Source organism: Phaeobacter sp. 11ANDIMAR09 (assembly GCF_001294455.1).
Taxonomy (GTDB): Bacteria; Pseudomonadota; Alphaproteobacteria; order Rhodobacterales; family Rhodobacteraceae; genus Pseudophaeobacter.
On record NZ_LIKT01000004.1, the window covers coordinates 108,157 to 123,450 of the forward strand.

The 15,294-nt window shown below is 60.0% G+C and carries 17 protein-coding genes; 7 read left to right on the forward strand and 10 right to left on the reverse strand.

Going from position 1 to position 15,294, the window contains the following annotated elements; genetic code table 11:
* Positions 1-116: 116 nt before the first annotated feature.
* Both AN476_RS04805 and AN476_RS04810 read left to right on the forward strand, forming a co-directional pair.
* On the forward strand, positions 117-1,859 hold the full coding sequence (locus AN476_RS04805; RefSeq protein WP_054459846.1) for a tetratricopeptide repeat protein: 1,743 nt from the start codon (positions 117-119) through the stop codon (positions 1,857-1,859).
* Complete coding sequence (locus AN476_RS04810) at positions 1,849-2,670, forward strand: 4-(cytidine 5'-diphospho)-2-C-methyl-D-erythritol kinase (RefSeq protein WP_054459847.1); 822 nt, start codon at positions 1,849-1,851, stop codon at positions 2,668-2,670. The genes AN476_RS04805 and AN476_RS04810 overlap by 11 nt, the downstream gene beginning before the upstream one ends.
* Here AN476_RS04810 and AN476_RS04815 read toward each other — a convergent pair.
* Positions 2,667-3,413: a hypothetical protein gene (locus tag AN476_RS04815; RefSeq protein WP_054459848.1), complete on the reverse strand. Its 747-nt coding sequence runs from the start codon at positions 3,411-3,413 to the stop codon at positions 2,667-2,669. The genes AN476_RS04810 and AN476_RS04815 overlap by 4 nt on opposite strands.
* 116 nt (positions 3,414-3,529) lie before the next feature.
* Entirely contained in the window at positions 3,530-4,528 is a 999-nt protein-coding gene (locus tag AN476_RS04820) for a polyprenyl synthetase family protein (protein ID WP_054459849.1), read from the reverse strand.
* A gap of 57 nt (positions 4,529-4,585) precedes the next feature.
* Between AN476_RS04820 and AN476_RS04825 the strand changes: the two genes are divergently transcribed.
* The 3 genes from AN476_RS04825 to AN476_RS04835 all read left to right on the forward strand — a co-directional run bounded on the left by AN476_RS04825 (position 4,586) and on the right by AN476_RS04835 (position 6,009).
* Positions 4,586-4,807: a DUF2007 domain-containing protein gene (locus AN476_RS04825; RefSeq protein ID WP_054459850.1), complete on the forward strand. Its 222-nt coding sequence runs from the start codon at positions 4,586-4,588 to the stop codon at positions 4,805-4,807.
* Positions 4,804-5,610: a tRNA1(Val) (adenine(37)-N6)-methyltransferase gene (locus AN476_RS04830; RefSeq protein WP_054459851.1), complete on the forward strand. Its 807-nt coding sequence runs from the start codon at positions 4,804-4,806 to the stop codon at positions 5,608-5,610. Before AN476_RS04825 ends, AN476_RS04830 begins: the two co-directional genes overlap by 4 nt.
* Before the next feature lie 219 nt (positions 5,611-5,829).
* The gene (locus tag AN476_RS04835; RefSeq protein ID WP_054459852.1) at positions 5,830-6,009 is read left to right on the forward strand and encodes a YdcH family protein; all 180 of its coding nucleotides are present in this window, start codon (positions 5,830-5,832) and stop codon (positions 6,007-6,009) included.
* A 98-nt stretch (positions 6,010-6,107) separates the two neighbouring features.
* On the opposite strand, the gene AN476_RS04840 is transcribed toward AN476_RS04835, so the two are convergent.
* Complete coding sequence (locus AN476_RS04840; RefSeq protein WP_054459853.1) at positions 6,108-6,962, reverse strand: DMT family transporter; 855 nt, start codon at positions 6,960-6,962, stop codon at positions 6,108-6,110.
* Entirely contained in the window at positions 6,959-7,906 is a 948-nt protein-coding gene (locus AN476_RS04845) for a transcriptional regulator GcvA (protein WP_054459854.1), read from the reverse strand. Before AN476_RS04845 ends, AN476_RS04840 begins: the two co-directional genes overlap by 4 nt.
* A 113-nt stretch (positions 7,907-8,019) precedes the next feature.
* On the opposite strand from AN476_RS04845, the gene AN476_RS23045 reads away from it, so the two are divergent.
* The gene (locus tag AN476_RS23045; RefSeq protein ID WP_172684792.1) at positions 8,020-8,175 is read left to right on the forward strand and encodes a hypothetical protein; all 156 of its coding nucleotides are present in this window, start codon (positions 8,020-8,022) and stop codon (positions 8,173-8,175) included.
* 74 nt (positions 8,176-8,249) lie between these two features.
* On the opposite strand, the gene phbB is transcribed toward AN476_RS23045, so the two are convergent.
* From phbB to AN476_RS04875, 6 genes are all read right to left on the reverse strand, one after another.
* A complete protein-coding gene (gene phbB / locus AN476_RS04850) occupies positions 8,250-8,972 on the reverse strand; it encodes an acetoacetyl-CoA reductase (RefSeq protein WP_054459855.1) in 723 nt (240 codons plus the stop codon).
* Between the two features lie 189 nt (positions 8,973-9,161).
* Positions 9,162-10,337: an acetyl-CoA C-acetyltransferase gene (locus tag AN476_RS04855; RefSeq protein WP_054459856.1), complete on the reverse strand. Its 1,176-nt coding sequence runs from the start codon at positions 10,335-10,337 to the stop codon at positions 9,162-9,164.
* A gap of 309 nt (positions 10,338-10,646) precedes the next feature.
* Positions 10,647-11,456, reverse strand: coding sequence for an EAL domain-containing protein (locus AN476_RS04860; protein ID WP_054459857.1), 810 nt, complete (start codon positions 11,454-11,456; stop codon positions 10,647-10,649).
* 182 nt (positions 11,457-11,638) lie between these two features.
* Entirely contained in the window at positions 11,639-12,562 is a 924-nt protein-coding gene (locus tag AN476_RS04865) for a sterol desaturase family protein (protein WP_054459858.1), read from the reverse strand.
* A gap of 3 nt (positions 12,563-12,565) precedes the next feature.
* Positions 12,566-13,009 carry a hypothetical protein gene (locus AN476_RS04870; protein ID WP_054459859.1) on the reverse strand — a complete coding sequence of 148 codons (444 nt, stop codon included), beginning with the start codon at positions 13,007-13,009 and terminating at the stop codon, positions 12,566-12,568.
* A gap of 284 nt (positions 13,010-13,293) precedes the next feature.
* Positions 13,294-13,857, reverse strand: coding sequence for a TlpA disulfide reductase family protein (locus AN476_RS04875; protein ID WP_054459860.1), 564 nt, complete (start codon positions 13,855-13,857; stop codon positions 13,294-13,296).
* 20 nt (positions 13,858-13,877) lie between these two features.
* Here AN476_RS04875 and argH point away from each other — a divergent pair, with 20 nt between their 5' ends.
* Positions 13,878-15,272 (forward strand): argininosuccinate lyase, encoded by a 1,395-nt coding sequence (gene argH / locus AN476_RS04880; protein ID WP_054459861.1) that lies wholly within the window; start codon positions 13,878-13,880, stop codon positions 15,270-15,272.
* The last annotated feature ends 22 nt before the right edge of the window (positions 15,273-15,294 follow it).

The window sequence follows — 15,294 nt, forward strand, 5'->3', positions numbered from 1 at the left end:
TTCATCAGGAAATCACGTAAAATTGGGGCGGCCTTCGGGTCGCCCCATTGCGTGTCACCAGGTCCCGCACTACGATTCGGTTTGAGCAGGCCGCCCACGCAGAAGGAGAACTCCAGGTGCCGATTTCACATTTTCGCAGCCTAACGGCGCTGGCCTTGGTTGCCTTTTCAGCATCCGGAAGCTTTGTAACCGCTCAGCAGGCTTCGGCCGACGGTCTGGCCGGGTCCTATCTGGCTGGACGAGCTGCCACTTTTGAGAGCGATTTTTCCGCCGCGGCGGACTATTACACCCGGGCGCTGGTGCGGGACCCTGCCAATCCTTTGCTGATGGAAAACGTGGTCTTTGCCCATCTGGCGCAGGGCGAGATGCAAAAGGCGATTCCCGTGGCCGAACGGCTTTGGCAGGCCAATCTGCGCAGTCAGGCGGCCAATATCGTCATGGCGGGGGGCTTTGCTCTGGCGGATGATTTTCAGGCCATTCTGGATCGCGATCTGGACACCCGCGCTATTCATCCCCTTGTGGATGGTCTGATAGAGGCCTGGGCGCAGATGGGTATTGGTTCTGTGGACAGGGCCATCGCGGTTTTTGACCGCATCGCAGAAGAGGAGGCCCTGCGCCCCTTTGCAGCCTATCACAAGGCTCTGGCGCTGGCCTCGGCGGGCAACTACGGCGGTGCTGAGGCGCTGTTTGCCGAAAACAATGGGCAGCTCACCCGCCTGTCGCGGCGTTCAGCCCTGGCGCGCATCGAAATTCAGTCGCAATTGGGGGCATTTGATATGGCCCTCGCGACACTGAACGACAGCTTTGGCGCCGGCAGCGATCCCGCCCTGGATCAGATGCGCGCCCGCCTGGAGGCTGAGGAACCGCTGGGCTTTTCCATTGCCAGCACCGCCCGCGATGGCATCGCAGAGGTCTTCTTTACCTTGGCAGCGGTGATGAACGGCGAAGCGGCCAATGATTTTGTGCTGATGTATGCCCGTGTTGCCGCAGAGCTGAGCCCCAGCCATGTGGATGCAGTTCTGCTCAGCGCGGAACTCTTGGATCAGTTGGGGCGCTATGAGCTGTCCATCGCCACCTATAAACAGGTGCCCAGCGATCACCCCGAATACTACGCCGCCGAAATGGGCCGCGCCGAGGCGCTGCGCCGGGCGGCCAAGCCGGATGCCGCCGCAGAAGTTCTGGAGCGCCTGATCGGGGATTTCCCGACCCTGCCACAGATTTCGATCAGCCTGGGCGATCTGTTGCGCCAGCAGGAAGACTACGCAGGCGCCGTCACCGCCTATGATTCGGCGCTGACCCACATGTCCGAAGACTCCGGCAGCCGTTGGTTCCTGCATTATGCCCGTGGAATTTCCCATGAGCGTCTCAAGGACTGGCCGAAGGCCGAGGCCGATTTTCGCGCCTCGCTGGAGCTGCGTCCTGACAGCCCTCAAGTGCTCAACTATCTTGGCTATTCGCTGATTGAAAAAGAAGACAGCCCTGAAAAACTGGACGAGGCCCTGGGGATGATTGAACGCGCTGTCGCAGCGCAGCCCAATTCTGGCTATATCGTCGACAGCCTGGGCTGGGTCTTTTACCGCTTGGGCCGCTACGCCGATGCCGTGGGTCCGATGGAACGCGCGGTGGAATTGATGCCGGTGGATCCTGTGGTCAATGATCATCTGGGCGATGTCTATTGGGCCGTGGGCCGGCTGCGTGAGGCTGAGTTCCAGTGGAAACGCGCGCTCTCCTTCATCAAATCCGGCGAAGGCGACGGTGAGGCCGATCCGACCCGTATCCGCAGCAAGCTGGAGCTGGGTCTGGACGCGGTTTTGGAACAGGAAGGGGCCGCGCCTTTGCAGGTGGCCAATGGCGACTGAGGTCTTTGCGCCTGCCAAAATCAACCTGTCCCTGCATGTGACTGGTCGGCGCAGTGACGGCTATCATCTGTTGGACTCATTGGTCGCCTTTGCTGATCTTGGTGATCATCTGCAGCTCGACCCGGGGCCAGAGATGGCCATCGAATTGAGCGGCCCCTTTGCAGAAGGGGTGCCGCAGGATCAGCGCAATCTGGTCTGGAAGGCGGCGCAGGGCGCAGGCTGGTCGGGCGCGGTGCATCTGAACAAACAACTGCCCCATGGGGCGGGCATTGGCGGTGGTTCTTCGGATGCGGCGGCCCTGCTCAACGCTCTGGCAGGCGACGGTTTTGAGATCCCCGCGGATCTGCCCCTGTCGCTGGGGGCAGACCTGCCCGTCTGCATGGCAGCAACTGCGGCACGGATGCAGGGCATTGGCGAACAGATCACCCCGGTCGCGCTGCCGGAGCTGCCTGCGCTCCTGGTTAATCCTGGTTGTCCTGTCGCAACTGGCGCGGTGTTTTCGGCGCTGCAGTCTCGTGAAAATGCGCCGATGCCTGCTGCAATTCCGCGCTTTGACGACATTAGTGACTGTGCCGCCTGGCTGGGCGAGCAGCGCAATGACCTTGAGGGGCCGGCGCGCGCCGCAGCACCCGACATTGACCGAGTTCTAGGCGATCTGGCTGTCAGCAAGGGGGCTTTGCTTTCCAGAATGTCGGGCTCAGGCGCCACCTGCTTTGCGCTCTATTCGACCCTCAAAGCGGCCCATATGGCAGCCTATGAAATCGGCACCGAACACCCTGATTGGTGGATCCGAGCGGTCACCCTGCGTTAGAGCTGAAGGTGGATGTGATCATCGTGGCGGGCGGCGCGGCAGCCCTGAAAGCGGATCTTGTCGCTGGTCAGCCCCAAGGATTGCTTGAGATGCGGCTCGATGAAAATCTTGGCCACCCGCGGATCGCCCGCCAAGGTTTTGACGAGCAATCGATTGCGCTGAGGCTCCAGCTCAAAGGTCTTCCATAGAGGCTGCAACCAATCCAGATCCCACCTTAGGGAAAGCAGGGCGTCCGGGCAGTTCGTTGGCCCTTGTTCAAAGGCGAAATAGCCGATCGGGCTGCGGACTTGGCCCGAATAGTGGTCCCCGGCAGCATCTGCATAGTAAAAAGCTAGGTCGACCTTTTCGCCATCGTCATGGGACAAGTGCGGCAGTAGGGGAAAGCCGGTGAGAAAGGGAAAATTGGCATCTAAAACAAGCGTCTGGGTGCCGGGGTAGCCCTCTGCAATCCGCTCTGCCGCCTCTTCCAGCACGGTCTTGAGCTCAGGCGTGACATAGGTCCGGTTGGTGGCGCAGTAGAACCAGGACTGTACCTGCAGCGGGCCGCGTTCAAAACAGGACAACGCCGTTCGACCGGTCAGCGGTGCCAGCCAAATCGCTGCGAGGCTCAGCCCGGTATAAAGCAGCGCAAAGGGGAGGAGAGGACGGCGAAACAGCCGTGACAGAGCCCAGGCAATGCCGCCCAGCTGGGTCAGAGCCGTGAGAACGGCAATGATACAGGCATGAAATACAAGGCGCAGCATGGGCAGGTAAATCAACTTCCGGTCAACTGGGTAAGGGCTCGGCGGAGAGCTAAACACAAATGAAAACGCCCGCATAGCTGCGGGCGTGGCGGCGATTGAATATCTTGAGCCCCGGTCTAGTGCAGGCGGGAGACTACATATTCCGCCAGATCGTGCAGCATCTGGCGGATGGGATGATCTGGCAGGGCGCTCAAGGCCTCTGTCGCCTTTTCTGCCCACATCAGCGCATCCTGACGGGTGGCCTCCAGTGTGCCGTATTTTTCCATCAGCGCCAAAGCCTGTTCCAGGTCACCGTCTTGCTGCTGGCCCTTCTCAATGGTGCGGGTCCAAAAGGCGCGTTCTTCGTCGCTGGCCTGGGCCACGGCCTTGATCACCGGCAGGGTCAACTTGCGCTCGCGGAAATCATCGCCGATGTTCTTACCTGTGGTGGCCGCGTCACCTTGATAATCCAGCAGGTCGTCTGCGATCTGGAAAGCGATGCCAAGCGCATCCCCGTAGTCAAACAACCCCTTGATCTGCGCCTCTGGCGCCTCGGCGATGACGCCGCCCACTTCGGTGGCAGCTGAAAACAGTGCGGCCGTCTTACCGCGCACAACCTGCAGATAGATCGCTTCATCGGTGGCCAGATTGGAGGCCGCCGTCATTTGCAGAACCTCGCCCTCGGCGATGGTGGCGGAGGCATTGGCCAGAATGTCCAGAACCTGCAAAGAGCCGGTTTCCACCATCAACTGGAAGCTACGGGAGAACAGGTAATCGCCCACCAGAACCGAGCTTTTGTTGTCCCACAAGAGGTTGGCCGTTGGACGGCCTCGGCGCTGGCCGCTTTCATCCACCACATCATCATGCAGCAGCGTCGCGGTATGAATGAACTCCACCGTTGCCGCCAGTTTGACGTGATGCGCGCCCTCATAGCCACAAAGCCGCGCGGCGGCGAGGGTTAGCATGGGGCGCAGGCGTTTGCCGCCGGCGCCGACCAGATGGGCTGTCACTTCAGGAATGCGCGGCGCATGTTCCGAGGCCATACGGGTTTGGATCAGCGTATTCACCGCCTCCATCTCATCTCTCAAAGTGGCGGCGAGCAATTCGTGTGGTTTTTGACTTGTGACTTGGTTCATTGCATTCCCGGCTTTCAGGCTCGACAAGACCGTGACCTTGCCCTTAGATCCATCCCCATGAAAGAACTTTTGCGCAGCACCGATCCGACTGTCCTGGCCTTTGCATCCGCCCTTCTTGAGGGTGAGGATATAGACTGCTTTCAGATGGACGTAAATATGAGCATCCTCGAAGGTGGCATCGGGATTTTCCCGCGGCGGCTGATGGTGCGCGAAGGCGACTATCTGCAGGCGAAACGGGCGATGCTGGACAATGAAATTCCACTTGGCAACGAGACATGAGCCGCGCAGGCAAGACGGATAGCTACGTCTTGGGTGGCCGTGCCGAGGGTGACCTGTCGCTGAATGATTTTCTGGGTGGCCGGGTGCAACTGTGGCAGCCGCGCGCAGGTTATCGCGCCGGGGTCGACCCGGTTCTGCTGGCCGCTGCTGTGCCCGCAGGGGCAGGACAACGGGTTCTGGAACTGGGCTGCGGCGCAGGACAGGTGTTGTTGTGTCTGGGTGCCCGGGTGCCGGGGCTGGCGCTTGCGGGCGTCGAGCTGCAATCGGATTATGCCGCACTGGCCCGCCGCAACGGCGCGCAGAACAGTCAGGAGATTGAGGTGTTCGAGGCGGATATCGCGGCTTTACCCGCAGATCTGCGCCAGCGACATTTTGACCACGTCTTGGCCAATCCGCCCTATTACCGCGCCGGAGCGCATAGCCCGGCGGAGGATGCGGGGCGTCAGATTGCCTTGGGCGGCGACACGCCGTTGGAGATCTGGATTGACACGGCCGCGCGCCGACTGGCCCATAAGGGCTATCTGCATATGATACAGCGGGCGGATCGGTTGCCCGAAATCCTGACCGCCTGTCAGGGGCGTCTTGGGTCACTCGAAGTGTTGCCGCTTGCCCCGCGCGTGGGCCGCCCGGCCGAACTGGTCTTGCTGCGGGCCCGCAAAGGGGGGCGCGCCGATTTTCGCCTCCACGCGCCGCTGATCCTACATGAAGGCGCCCGCCATATAGCGGATGTCGAAAGCTACCGGGCTGAGGTGAGGGCTGTTCTGCGAGACGGCGCCGCTCTGAACTGGCCTGCGCAAAGCTAGGTGCCAGCGGGGCGTTTTGCAAGAACCCAAAGGGGTAATTTGTTCAATTTGAGTTAGTTTGAGCCATAAAAATAACGCTATTGGCGAGCTTTGGCCGATATAACAATTTCATGACAAAAACTATGCGTCTGCAGCGTGACAGTCGGCAAAACTTATGCTCCACTCGACCAGACCCCGCAGTTTTGGGGTTGAACGTCTCGCTTAAAAAGGAGCATCGCCATGAGCCTCAGCTCGCATCTCACCGAACTGAAAAAGAAACACGACCATCTTAGTATGGAAGTGGAGCAGGCCCAACGATCCCCCAGTACCGATGGTCTGGAGATCGCCGAGATGAAAAAACAGAAGCTGAAACTCAAGGAAGAGATTGAGCGCCTAAGCAGCGATGTTGCTGTCGCATAGGCCATCCTCCCAGCTGCGCCCCAAAGGTGGGGCGGGCTGGACGATTTGATCTATTGGGCTGCCAGATCTGGCAGCCCTTTTGCGTGTTTGGGGGCTGCTCAGCCACTTTTTGCGGCGATGGCAGCGCCTGCGGTGATCAATGCCGCCGAGAGTGCCAGTGCCCAGCTCGGCTCCGCAACCCCGGCCAGAACCAGCACCAGGGTGGACAGCAGGGGGGCTGCATAGGAGCTGGTGCCAAGCATCTGAATATCACCCTGTTTGACGCCAATGTCCCAGACATAAAAGGCCAGCCCAACAGGCCCCAAGCCCAGCAGTAGGGTTGAGACCCAGCCCAGCGTGCCCTGCGGCCAGACGGTTTCCTCTACTGCAAAATGCAGCCCCCAGGAGGCAATGGCGGTGATCACGCAGAACACCGCGACCGAGCTTGTCGGCGCGGAGCCCAGCAGACGGGACAGGACCGAATAGCCCGACCATGTCAGGGCGCAGAGGAGAGCCAGGATGTATCCGGGCAGGAACGCCAGCTGAAAGCCGCCAGATCCGCCGGTGATGATGGCTGCGGCCCCGGCAAAGCCCAGTACCGCGCCCACCATATGACCGGGACGCAAGCGCTCGCCAGGCAGCAGGCCGGAAAACAGCACGATCAGCAGCGGCCAGAGATAGGCAATTAGGCCCGCTTCGGCTGCGGGGGCGAGACGCAGCGCCGAAAAATACAACGCATGATAGCCAAACAGCCCAACAGAGCCAAAGGCATATACCTTCCAGGAGACTTCTCGCAACTGGCCCAGACCACCCGTGCGCATGGTCCAAATCAATCCTAATGTGCCGCCAATGGTGAAACAGATGGCATTCAGCAGCAGTGGCGGGGTTGGTGCAGAGCCAACGGTCAAGAGCGCCAGGAGCGCCCAGAGCAGTACGGCAACAAACCCAACTGCGGTGGCCTTGGTACGGGTCATAATGCGGCGATCTCCTCAACCGGGATAACTGTGAAACCGTCGGATATATGCGCGGTTTTTTCGATCTCTGCCAGAAACCAATCGCGAAAAGCTTTGATCTGGGGGCGTTTTTCCGCCCCGGGCAGGCAGAGGAAGCGAAACCGGGCCTTGGTTTCGATCGCCAGCTTGAATGGTGTCACCAAACGCCCCTCTTGGACATCGCCGATTATCATCGGGCGTCTCCCCAGCGCGACCCCCATGCCGCTGACCGCTGCGTTGATGGCGTGATCAGCATTGGAAAAATGGGTGCCGTGCAGCGGCTTGTAGCTGATGCCTGCGGCGCGAAACCAGGTGGGCCAGTCGCAGGCAGGCTGCAAAAAATCGATGGAGTCGTCAAAAATCAGCGGTGCCTGCATCAGGCTTTCGTGCGTTGGGAACTCTTCGGCGAGTTTCGGGGTCATCACCGGTGTCAGCCATTCCTTGCGCACCGGCACGGAATACAGCCCGTCATCCTCACCATAGCCAAAACGGATCGCCACATCGACGTCATCGCGCGCCAGATCCATATTGCGCAGGGTTGCCGAAAACCGCAGGTCAATTTCGGGATGGGCGCGAGCAAATTCATAAAGCCGCGGCGCCAGCCATTTTGCCGTCAGGGCAGGGCCCGCGGTCACGGTGAGGCTGCTGTTGTCCTGCAGCCGTTTGGTGGCCATCCAGGCCGCCGAGAGCGCCTGAAAGCCCTCTGTTGCGCCCGGCGCCAGGGTGCGCCCGGCCTCGGTCAGCTCCACCGCGCGATTGAGACGGCGAAACAGCGGCGCGCCCAGGTGTTCTTCCAGAGATTTGATCTGAAAAGACAGAGCAGCAGGGGTGACGTTCAATTCCGCAGCGGCCAGGGCAAAGGACATGTGCCGGGCGGCGGCATCAAAGGCCCGCAGGGCGGTGAGGGGAGGGAGACGATCTGACATATCACACAAGTAATACTTAACTGAAGGCTTGGAAAGTCTCGTTTGTAGCTTTTGTTTTAAAGCCTCATATTGGCTTCAGATAGACAATTTTAATCCGAACGGAGGCCAAGTAGATGGGTTATTCAGCAAATAGCAACGTCAAGCAGGCGATGGAACGCGCACATGCGGAGCGCAGTCAGGCGCTGTTTTCTGTTCTGTCCTGGCTGTTCCGGTCGCGTAAATCCGGGGTCACCAGGACCGCAGGTTTTGGGTTTTCCCGCTGGGCATAGTGCACATGTTCTTACGGGACTAAAAAGGGCCGGTCTGAAAAGACCGGCCCTTGTTTCTTTGTGCAGAGGCAAAATCAGACGAAGAACTGACCGCCATTGGCCGAGATGGTGGAGCCGTTGATAAAGCCCGAATCGTCGGAAGCCAGGAAGGCCACGCAGCGGGCGATTTCTTCGGGCTCACCCAGGCGGCCTGTTGGGATCTGGCTGATGATCGAGTCGCGTACCTTTTCTGGCACCGCCATGACCATTTCAGTGGCGATATAGCCAGGACAGATCGCATTGGCAGTGATGCCCGCGCGGGCACCTTCCTGGGCCAGGGATTTCACGATCCCCAAATCGCCGGCCTTGGTTGCGGCATAGTTTGCCTGGGCAAACTGGCCTTTTTGACCGTTAATGGACGAGATCACGATGACGCGGCCAAATTTGCGCTCGCGCATGCCGGGCCAAATCGGGTGAACGGTGTTGAACACGCCGGTGAGGTTGGTGTCGATGACCTCTTGCCATTGTTGCGGCGTCATCTTGTGGAAGGGGGCATCGCGGGTGATGCCGGCATTGGCCACCACGATGTCAATGGGGCCCAGATCGGCCTCAACCTGTGCGATGCCTGCCTGGCTTTCTTCATAAGAGCCGACATTCCATTTGTATGTCTTGATACCGGTCTCTTCGGTAAACTTTGCCGCCGCTTCGTCATTGCCCGCATAGGTCGCGGCCACGGTGCAGCCCTGATCCATCAGAGCCTTTGAGATTGCTGCGCCAATGCCGCGTGAGCCGCCGGTGACGAGTGCAGTACGTGCCATTCAGTTTTCCTCCAGTTCGAGATTCTCTCGGTAATCTTGCTACTCATTGATAATGCTATACGCAACAATATTGCGCAATGGATTTTTGCCGCGATGCCGCGTAAATTGTCGCACCTGCAGCAAAGGCCTCTGGGGTAATAAAAAGGGCGCCACGAGGGCGCCCTGTCCTATGTCAAATGCGGCAGCGCCTTATGGGCGCTCCAGGCACATGGCAACGCCCATGCCGCCACCGATGCAAAGCGTGGCGAGGCCTTTTTTGGCACCGCGCCGCTTCATCTCGAACAAAAGCGTGTTCAGCACCCGGCAGCCCGAGGCGCCGATAGGGTGGCCGATGGCAATGGCGCCACCGTTGACGTTGACGATCGAAGGATCCCAGCCCATGTCCTTGTTGACGGCGCAGGCCTGCGCGGCAAAGGCTTCGTTGGCCTCAACCAGATCCAGATCGCTGACGGACCAGCCGGCCTTGTCCAGGGCTTTGCGCGAAGCATAGATCGGGCCAACGCCCATGATCGACGGATCCAGGCCGGCAGTGGCGTAGGAAGCAATCCGGGCCAGCGGCTCGATCCCGCGCTTTTCAGCGTCATCGGCGCTCATCAACAGGGTAGCGGCAGCACCATCGTTGAGGCCAGAGGCATTGGCCGCTGTGACAGAGCCTTCTTTGGCAAAGGCTGGGCGCAGTTTCTGCATGGCCTCCATGGTGGCGCCGTGACGGATGTATTCATCCTGATCAACAATGATCTCGCCCTTGCGTGTCTTCACCGTGAAGGCGGCGATCTCATCGGCGAATTTGCCGGCTTTTTGCGCGGCTTCGGCCTTGTTCTGGCTGGCGACGGCAAATTCATCCTGCATCTCGCGCGAAATCTGCCATTTATCGGCAACATTCTCGGCGGTCTGGCCCATGTGGTAGCCATTAAAGGCATCCCACAGACCATCGCGGATCATGGTGTCGATATATTTCATATCGCCCATCTTGTGGCCAGCGCGCAGGGCGGCAGCATGGGGGGACAGGGTCATGTTTTCCTGACCACCGGCGCAGACAATCGAGGCGTCCCCCAGCTGGATGTGCTGAGCTCCGAGGGCCACGGCACGCAGGCCGGAGCCACAGACCTGGTTGATTCCCCAGGCCGAGCTTTCCTGTGGCAGGCCAGCATTGACGTGGGCCTGACGGGCCGGGTTCTGACCCTGTGCGGCGGTCAGAACCTGGCCCAGAATGGTCTCGGAGACTTCGGATTTGTCGACGCCTGCGCGCTCCACCACGGCTTCCAGTACCGCTCTGCCCAGATCATGGGCGGGCGTATTGGCGAAGGCTCCGCCAAAACTGCCGACGGCGGTACGCGCGGCGGATGCAATTACTACATTGGTCATTATGTTTGGTCCTCTGCCATCAAATTCTCTCGTGAGGAAATGCAGTTTGCCGGGTCTGACCCTGGCGCAAAAAGACAAATACTCACCTCCCTCTCCGGGACAGATATAGCGTCTTGCTGCAGTTGCAGCAATTGACAGGGTGTCTCAGGGCTTGGGCCGGAGTCAACTGGCATATGTAAAAAACGAAAAAACCCGCTTCTGGGATGAGCAGAGGCGGATCTGGTTTTGCCGCATCGCAGCAAAATTTTCACACCAAGGCAGTGCTTTAGGGGAACGCGACCCGAGCCGACAAAGGAAATAAAATCTGCGTCAAGCGCGATTGCGCTGTTTCATGTTTTCCAGCCAGGGCGGCGAGACCGTGGGGGCGCCATAGAGGAAGCCCTGCAGGCAATCGACGCCAATTGAGACCAGGAATTCCGCCTCGGCCTGGGTTTCTACAGATTCTGCAACAATCAGCATGTCGAATTGTTTGGCGATGCCAACCAGAGCCCGCACCACGGCTTGATTATCCGGGCTGCCGCAGATCCCGCGAATGAACTGGCCGTCGATCTTGACCGCGTCGAAAAAGAACTCGCGGAAATGACCAATGGCTGTGGTGCCGGCGCCAAAATTGTCGAGCGCAAAGGCAATGCCGTGTTCCTGCATCCGGTCCATAAAGTCGGCCACCAGTTCGGGCGCCGCCATGGCCGAAGCCTCGGTGATCTCCAGCACCAGGCGTTCGCCGATGGTCGAATCCTTTTTCAGGAAACTGTCCAGCACCTTGGACCAGCGCCGATAGCCGATGGAGCGGGCAGACATATTGATCGACAGGCGGATTTGTGGTGACTTCGCCAGCGCCCGCAGCCCGTGCTGCAGGGCCAGGCAATCCAGCTCGCGGCCGATTTCTTTGTCGTAGACCACATGCATGAAATCGCGTGCCGGAATCACCCGGTCAGTGGCATCCAGAACCCGGATGTATCCCTCGTAGAAGGCAATATCATGCGGCGCCATCGCCTGCATGACGGGCTGATAGGCCAGCATGGTCTGGTTATGTTTGACCGCCTCGGCCACCATGTCCAGGGTTGAGCGATCCCGCGAGACCACAGCGGCGGAAAGCGGATCTTCAGACCCTTCGGCCATATTTGCCCGTCTCAGTTTTCGCTTATTGACCACGTTTTGCCTCCTGCTTCTGCCGTTTTCTGGGAAAACTATGCGTCGTCAGGGACTTTCCCGCAAAAGGGTGAATTGAGGCTTAAATCTAAAATTTTAGCAAAACCCAATTTCAGGAACAGCATTCCAGGCGGCATGGGCTCTCCCGCTTATCAGAACCCGGGCGTGCCGCTGTCCTGGGGCTGGCGGGCCAGGTGCTTGGCCTTGATGGTGTCCGAGGTGTCGCGGCTGCCGTCGTGGCTGTAGCCGGGGGGCGCCAGCGCATAGAGCAGGCGCTCTTTGAGGCTGAGCCCCGGCTGGGTCACATCGTGATAGATCGCAACCCATTCGTGAAAGGCCACCCGTAGCGGGTTGAAGGTGGCAATATTGTAGACCAGCCCATAGTCGACCGGATCATTCTCCTGTTCGGGCACAAATGTGCCGAACATCTTGTCCCAGATGATAAAAACGCCTGCGTAGTTGCAGTCCAGATAGCGCGGATTGCGACCATGGTGGGCCCTGTGGTGACTGGGGGTGTTCATCACCGCCTCAAACCAGCGCGGCATCTTGCCGATGGCCTCGGTATGGATCCAGAATTGGTAGACCAGGTTGATGCCGCCGACAAAGAGCACCAGCGCCGGGTGAAACCCCAGCAGCACCAGCGGCGCCCGCACCACCATCATAAAGGTAAAGGTGCCGGTCCAGGTCTGGCGCAGCGCGGTGGTCAGGTTGTAGTGCTGGCTGGAATGGTGATTGACATGGCTGGCCCAGACCCAGCGTATGCGGTGGCCAAAGCGGTGCACCCAATAGTAGCGCAGGTCATCCAGCACAAAGCACAGGACAATCACCCCGATCGAGGTGCCCAGATCCAGTGGCGTGATTTCCCATAGAACCATAAAGAATCCCCAGGCGATAAAGCCAAGGACGATTCCCGAGGCCACGCTGCCGGCGCCCATAATCAGCGAGGTCACCGCATCGCGGGTTTCATAGCGCCCCCCGCGCCCCTTGAGCGCGATCCAGAGGAATTCACCCAAGATGGCGGCGATGAAGATCGGCACCGCCAACTGGGTAACATCGGGAAAGGAGACAGCATCCATGGCCTATACCTCTTGTGCTGGGGGCTGGTTTTGCATCTGGGGCTGCGGGGCTGATGCCGCCTCGATCATTGCTTGCCAGAGCATGGCTTCGGGCTGGCTTAGGTGCAGATGCACCTTGGGAGCTGAAAAGTCCGCAAGGCGAAGATGCAGCCCTTGTTTGCAGGGGCTCAATTTGGCATCTGCTAGAAAGCGGGCCACGGTGTCGGCCCCAAAGGACCACACCAGGCCAAGCTCTGCGCTATCATCCGCAGTTTGGATCAGGGCGGCGTGCCCGTCTTTGGCCAGGGTCAGATCGGCAATGGGGCTTTCTGGAAACTGCCGCAGCCAGGCTTCACGCGCCTGAGCCTCGCCAAGCACCCTCAGATCTGACCGCCCGGTCAGATGCAGGAGCAGGGCAATGGCCGCGATACCCCCAATAACCAGGATCAACAAAAGCTCCAGCGGCATTGTCCCCTCCCTAGTCACGCCATTCGCAGGACAGAATGGTGGCCGAAGGGCCTCGCTGTCAAAGGTGGCGTAGGGGAAGGCGCCCTCACAAGCCTGAGACCAAGTTTTGCCCCCCTTGAACAGGCAGGCTATTCAGGCAGCATTTCGCGGTTGGCATACAAGGGCAGGAGAATGTGGGAGGGGGCCTGCGTGCATCCAATTGTCGGATGCAAAAGGCGGGAAGGACATGCGGCTGTCGTGGCTCAGGCAGAGGTTCTCTCAGCCCGAGCCGCCAAGCGGTGGGGTTACTCGGCTTCGATCATTGCGGCCACGATGGCCTTAGCGCTCTCGGAATTCCATTCGGCGTCGCCCAGCAGGCGGGCAACCTCTTTACCCTCGCGATCCAGCAGCACTGTGATAGGCAGGCCAATCACCGCCATTTCACGCGCCAGGGCCTGTTTGGGATCCTGGTGGCGCGGCAGGTTGGTGATGCTGTTTTCCTCAAAAAATTTGAGAATACCAGCCGGAGAGTTGCGCCCGGCAGCAATGGTCAGCACCTCAAAGTCATCGCCGCCAAACTCTTCTTGCAGTTCTGCGATCTGCGGCATTTCCTTGCGGCAGGGGGCGCACCAGGTGGCCCAGAAGTTCAGTAGAACCACCTTGCCCTTGTAGTCCTGCAAAGTTGCCGTGCCGCTGTCGTCCTCCAGGAAAAACGAAGCTTCAGAGACATCGCGGGGCTCAGCATGCACCACCAGTCGTTTCAGGCTATCGGCGCGCAGGGCTTCCAGTTGTGCAACATCTGCAGCAGACGCCGCATTTGCACCCAGGCCCAGGGCGATATAAAGGGAAAGATGACGTAACAGACGCATATTATCTCCGGGATTCCACCATGACAGATCAAGCCTCGAACCAGATGTGGGGCGGCCGTTTCGCCGCTGGCCCAGACGCGATCATGGAGGCGATCAACGCCTCGATCGGTTTTGACAAACGGATGGCTGCCCAGGACATTGCTGGCTCCAGGGCCCATGCAGCGATGTTGGCCGCAACAGGCGTTATAAGCGATAACGACGCCGAGGCAATTCGGGAAGGGCTGCTCACGGTCTTGTCAGAGATCGAGAACGGCACCTTCCAGTTCTCCACCGCGCTGGAAGACATTCACATGAATGTCGAAGCCCGCCTGAAAGAGGTGATCGGCGAGCCGGCAGGCCGTCTGCACACGGGGCGGTCGCGCAACGATCAGGTGGCGACCGATTTCAAACTCTGGGTGCGCGATCAGCTGGATGCCGCAGAATCGGGCCTGCTGGCGCTGATCCGTGCGCTGCTGAGCCAGGCCGAAGCGGGGGCGGATTGGGCCATGCCCGGCTTTACCCATCTGCAGGTGGCGCAGCCGGTGACCTGGGGCCATCACATGATGGCCTATGTCGAGATGTTTGGCCGCGATCTGAGCCGGGTGCGCGACGCGCGCAAGCGGATGAACGAATCGCCTCTGGGCGCGGCTGCGCTGGCAGGCACTTCCTTTCCGATCGACCGCGACATGACCGCAGCGGCGCTGGGCTTTGACCGCCCGGCTGCCAATTCACTGGATGCGGTCTCGGACCGTGACTTTGCGCTGGAGTTCCTGTCGGCCGCCTCGATCAGCGCCGTGCACCTGTCGCGCTTTGCCGAAGAGTTGGTGATCTGGTCCTCGGCGCAGTTCCGCTTTGTCACCCTGTCGGATCGCTTCTCCACCGGCTCCTCGATCATGCCGCAAAAGAAAAACCCGGATGCTGCCGAGCTGATCCGCGCCAAGGTGGGTCGGATTTTTGGCGCCAACACCGCGCTGATGATGGTGATGAAGGGTCTGCCGCTGGCCTATTCCAAAGACATGCAGGAAGACAAAGAGCAGGTCTTTGACGCCGCCGACAGCTGGATGCTGGCGCTCGCTGCGATGGAAGGCATGGTCAAGGATATGACCGGCAACCGCGCCGAGTTGGCGGCAGCCGCCGGAACCGGTTTCTCTACCGCGACTGATCTGGCCGATTGGCTGGTTCGGGTGCTGGGGCTGCCGTTCCGCGATGCCCATCACGTGACCGGATCGCTGGTGGCAATGGCGGAGGCGCGGGGCTGCGACCTGCCGGATCTGACGCTGGAGGACATGCAGGGCGTACATGCTGAGATCACCGCCGGTGTCTTTACTGTCCTTGGCGTTGAAAACTCGGTAAACTCGCGGCTGTCCTACGGTGGCACGGCACCGGTGCAGGTGCGGGCTCAGGTGGCACGCTGGACGGCCGTTCTGGAGGCCTAAACGGGCGACTGCACAGAAGAAA

What these genes read in the sequence shown, in the direction of transcription:
- AN476_RS04810 (WP_054459847.1), top strand. Translation starts at nt 1,849, where the DNA reads ATGGCGACTGAGGTCTTTGCGCCTGCCAAAATCAACCTGTCCCTGCAT.
- AN476_RS04815 (WP_054459848.1), bottom strand. Translation starts at nt 3,413, where the DNA reads ATGCTGCGCCTTGTATTTCATGCCTGTATCATTGCCGTTCTCACGGCT.
- AN476_RS04820 (WP_054459849.1), bottom strand. Translation starts at nt 4,528, where the DNA reads ATGAACCAAGTCACAAGTCAAAAACCACACGAATTGCTCGCCGCCACT.
- AN476_RS04825 (WP_054459850.1), top strand. Translation starts at nt 4,586, where the DNA reads ATGAAAGAACTTTTGCGCAGCACCGATCCGACTGTCCTGGCCTTTGCA.
- AN476_RS04830 (WP_054459851.1), top strand. Translation starts at nt 4,804, where the DNA reads ATGAGCCGCGCAGGCAAGACGGATAGCTACGTCTTGGGTGGCCGTGCC.
- AN476_RS04835 (WP_054459852.1), top strand. Translation starts at nt 5,830, where the DNA reads ATGAGCCTCAGCTCGCATCTCACCGAACTGAAAAAGAAACACGACCAT.
- AN476_RS04840 (WP_054459853.1), bottom strand. Translation starts at nt 6,962, where the DNA reads ATGACCCGTACCAAGGCCACCGCAGTTGGGTTTGTTGCCGTACTGCTC.
- AN476_RS04845 (WP_054459854.1), bottom strand. Translation starts at nt 7,906, where the DNA reads ATGTCAGATCGTCTCCCTCCCCTCACCGCCCTGCGGGCCTTTGATGCC.
- AN476_RS23045 (WP_172684792.1), top strand. Translation starts at nt 8,020, where the DNA reads ATGGGTTATTCAGCAAATAGCAACGTCAAGCAGGCGATGGAACGCGCA.
- phbB (WP_054459855.1), bottom strand. Translation starts at nt 8,972, where the DNA reads ATGGCACGTACTGCACTCGTCACCGGCGGCTCACGCGGCATTGGCGCA.
- AN476_RS04855 (WP_054459856.1), bottom strand. Translation starts at nt 10,337, where the DNA reads ATGACCAATGTAGTAATTGCATCCGCCGCGCGTACCGCCGTCGGCAGT.
- AN476_RS04860 (WP_054459857.1), bottom strand. Translation starts at nt 11,456, where the DNA reads ATGGCCGAAGGGTCTGAAGATCCGCTTTCCGCCGCTGTGGTCTCGCGG.
- AN476_RS04865 (WP_054459858.1), bottom strand. Translation starts at nt 12,562, where the DNA reads ATGGATGCTGTCTCCTTTCCCGATGTTACCCAGTTGGCGGTGCCGATC.
- AN476_RS04870 (WP_054459859.1), bottom strand. Translation starts at nt 13,009, where the DNA reads ATGCCGCTGGAGCTTTTGTTGATCCTGGTTATTGGGGGTATCGCGGCC.
- AN476_RS04875 (WP_054459860.1), bottom strand. Translation starts at nt 13,857, where the DNA reads ATGCGTCTGTTACGTCATCTTTCCCTTTATATCGCCCTGGGCCTGGGT.
- argH (WP_054459861.1), top strand. Translation starts at nt 13,878, where the DNA reads ATGACAGATCAAGCCTCGAACCAGATGTGGGGCGGCCGTTTCGCCGCT.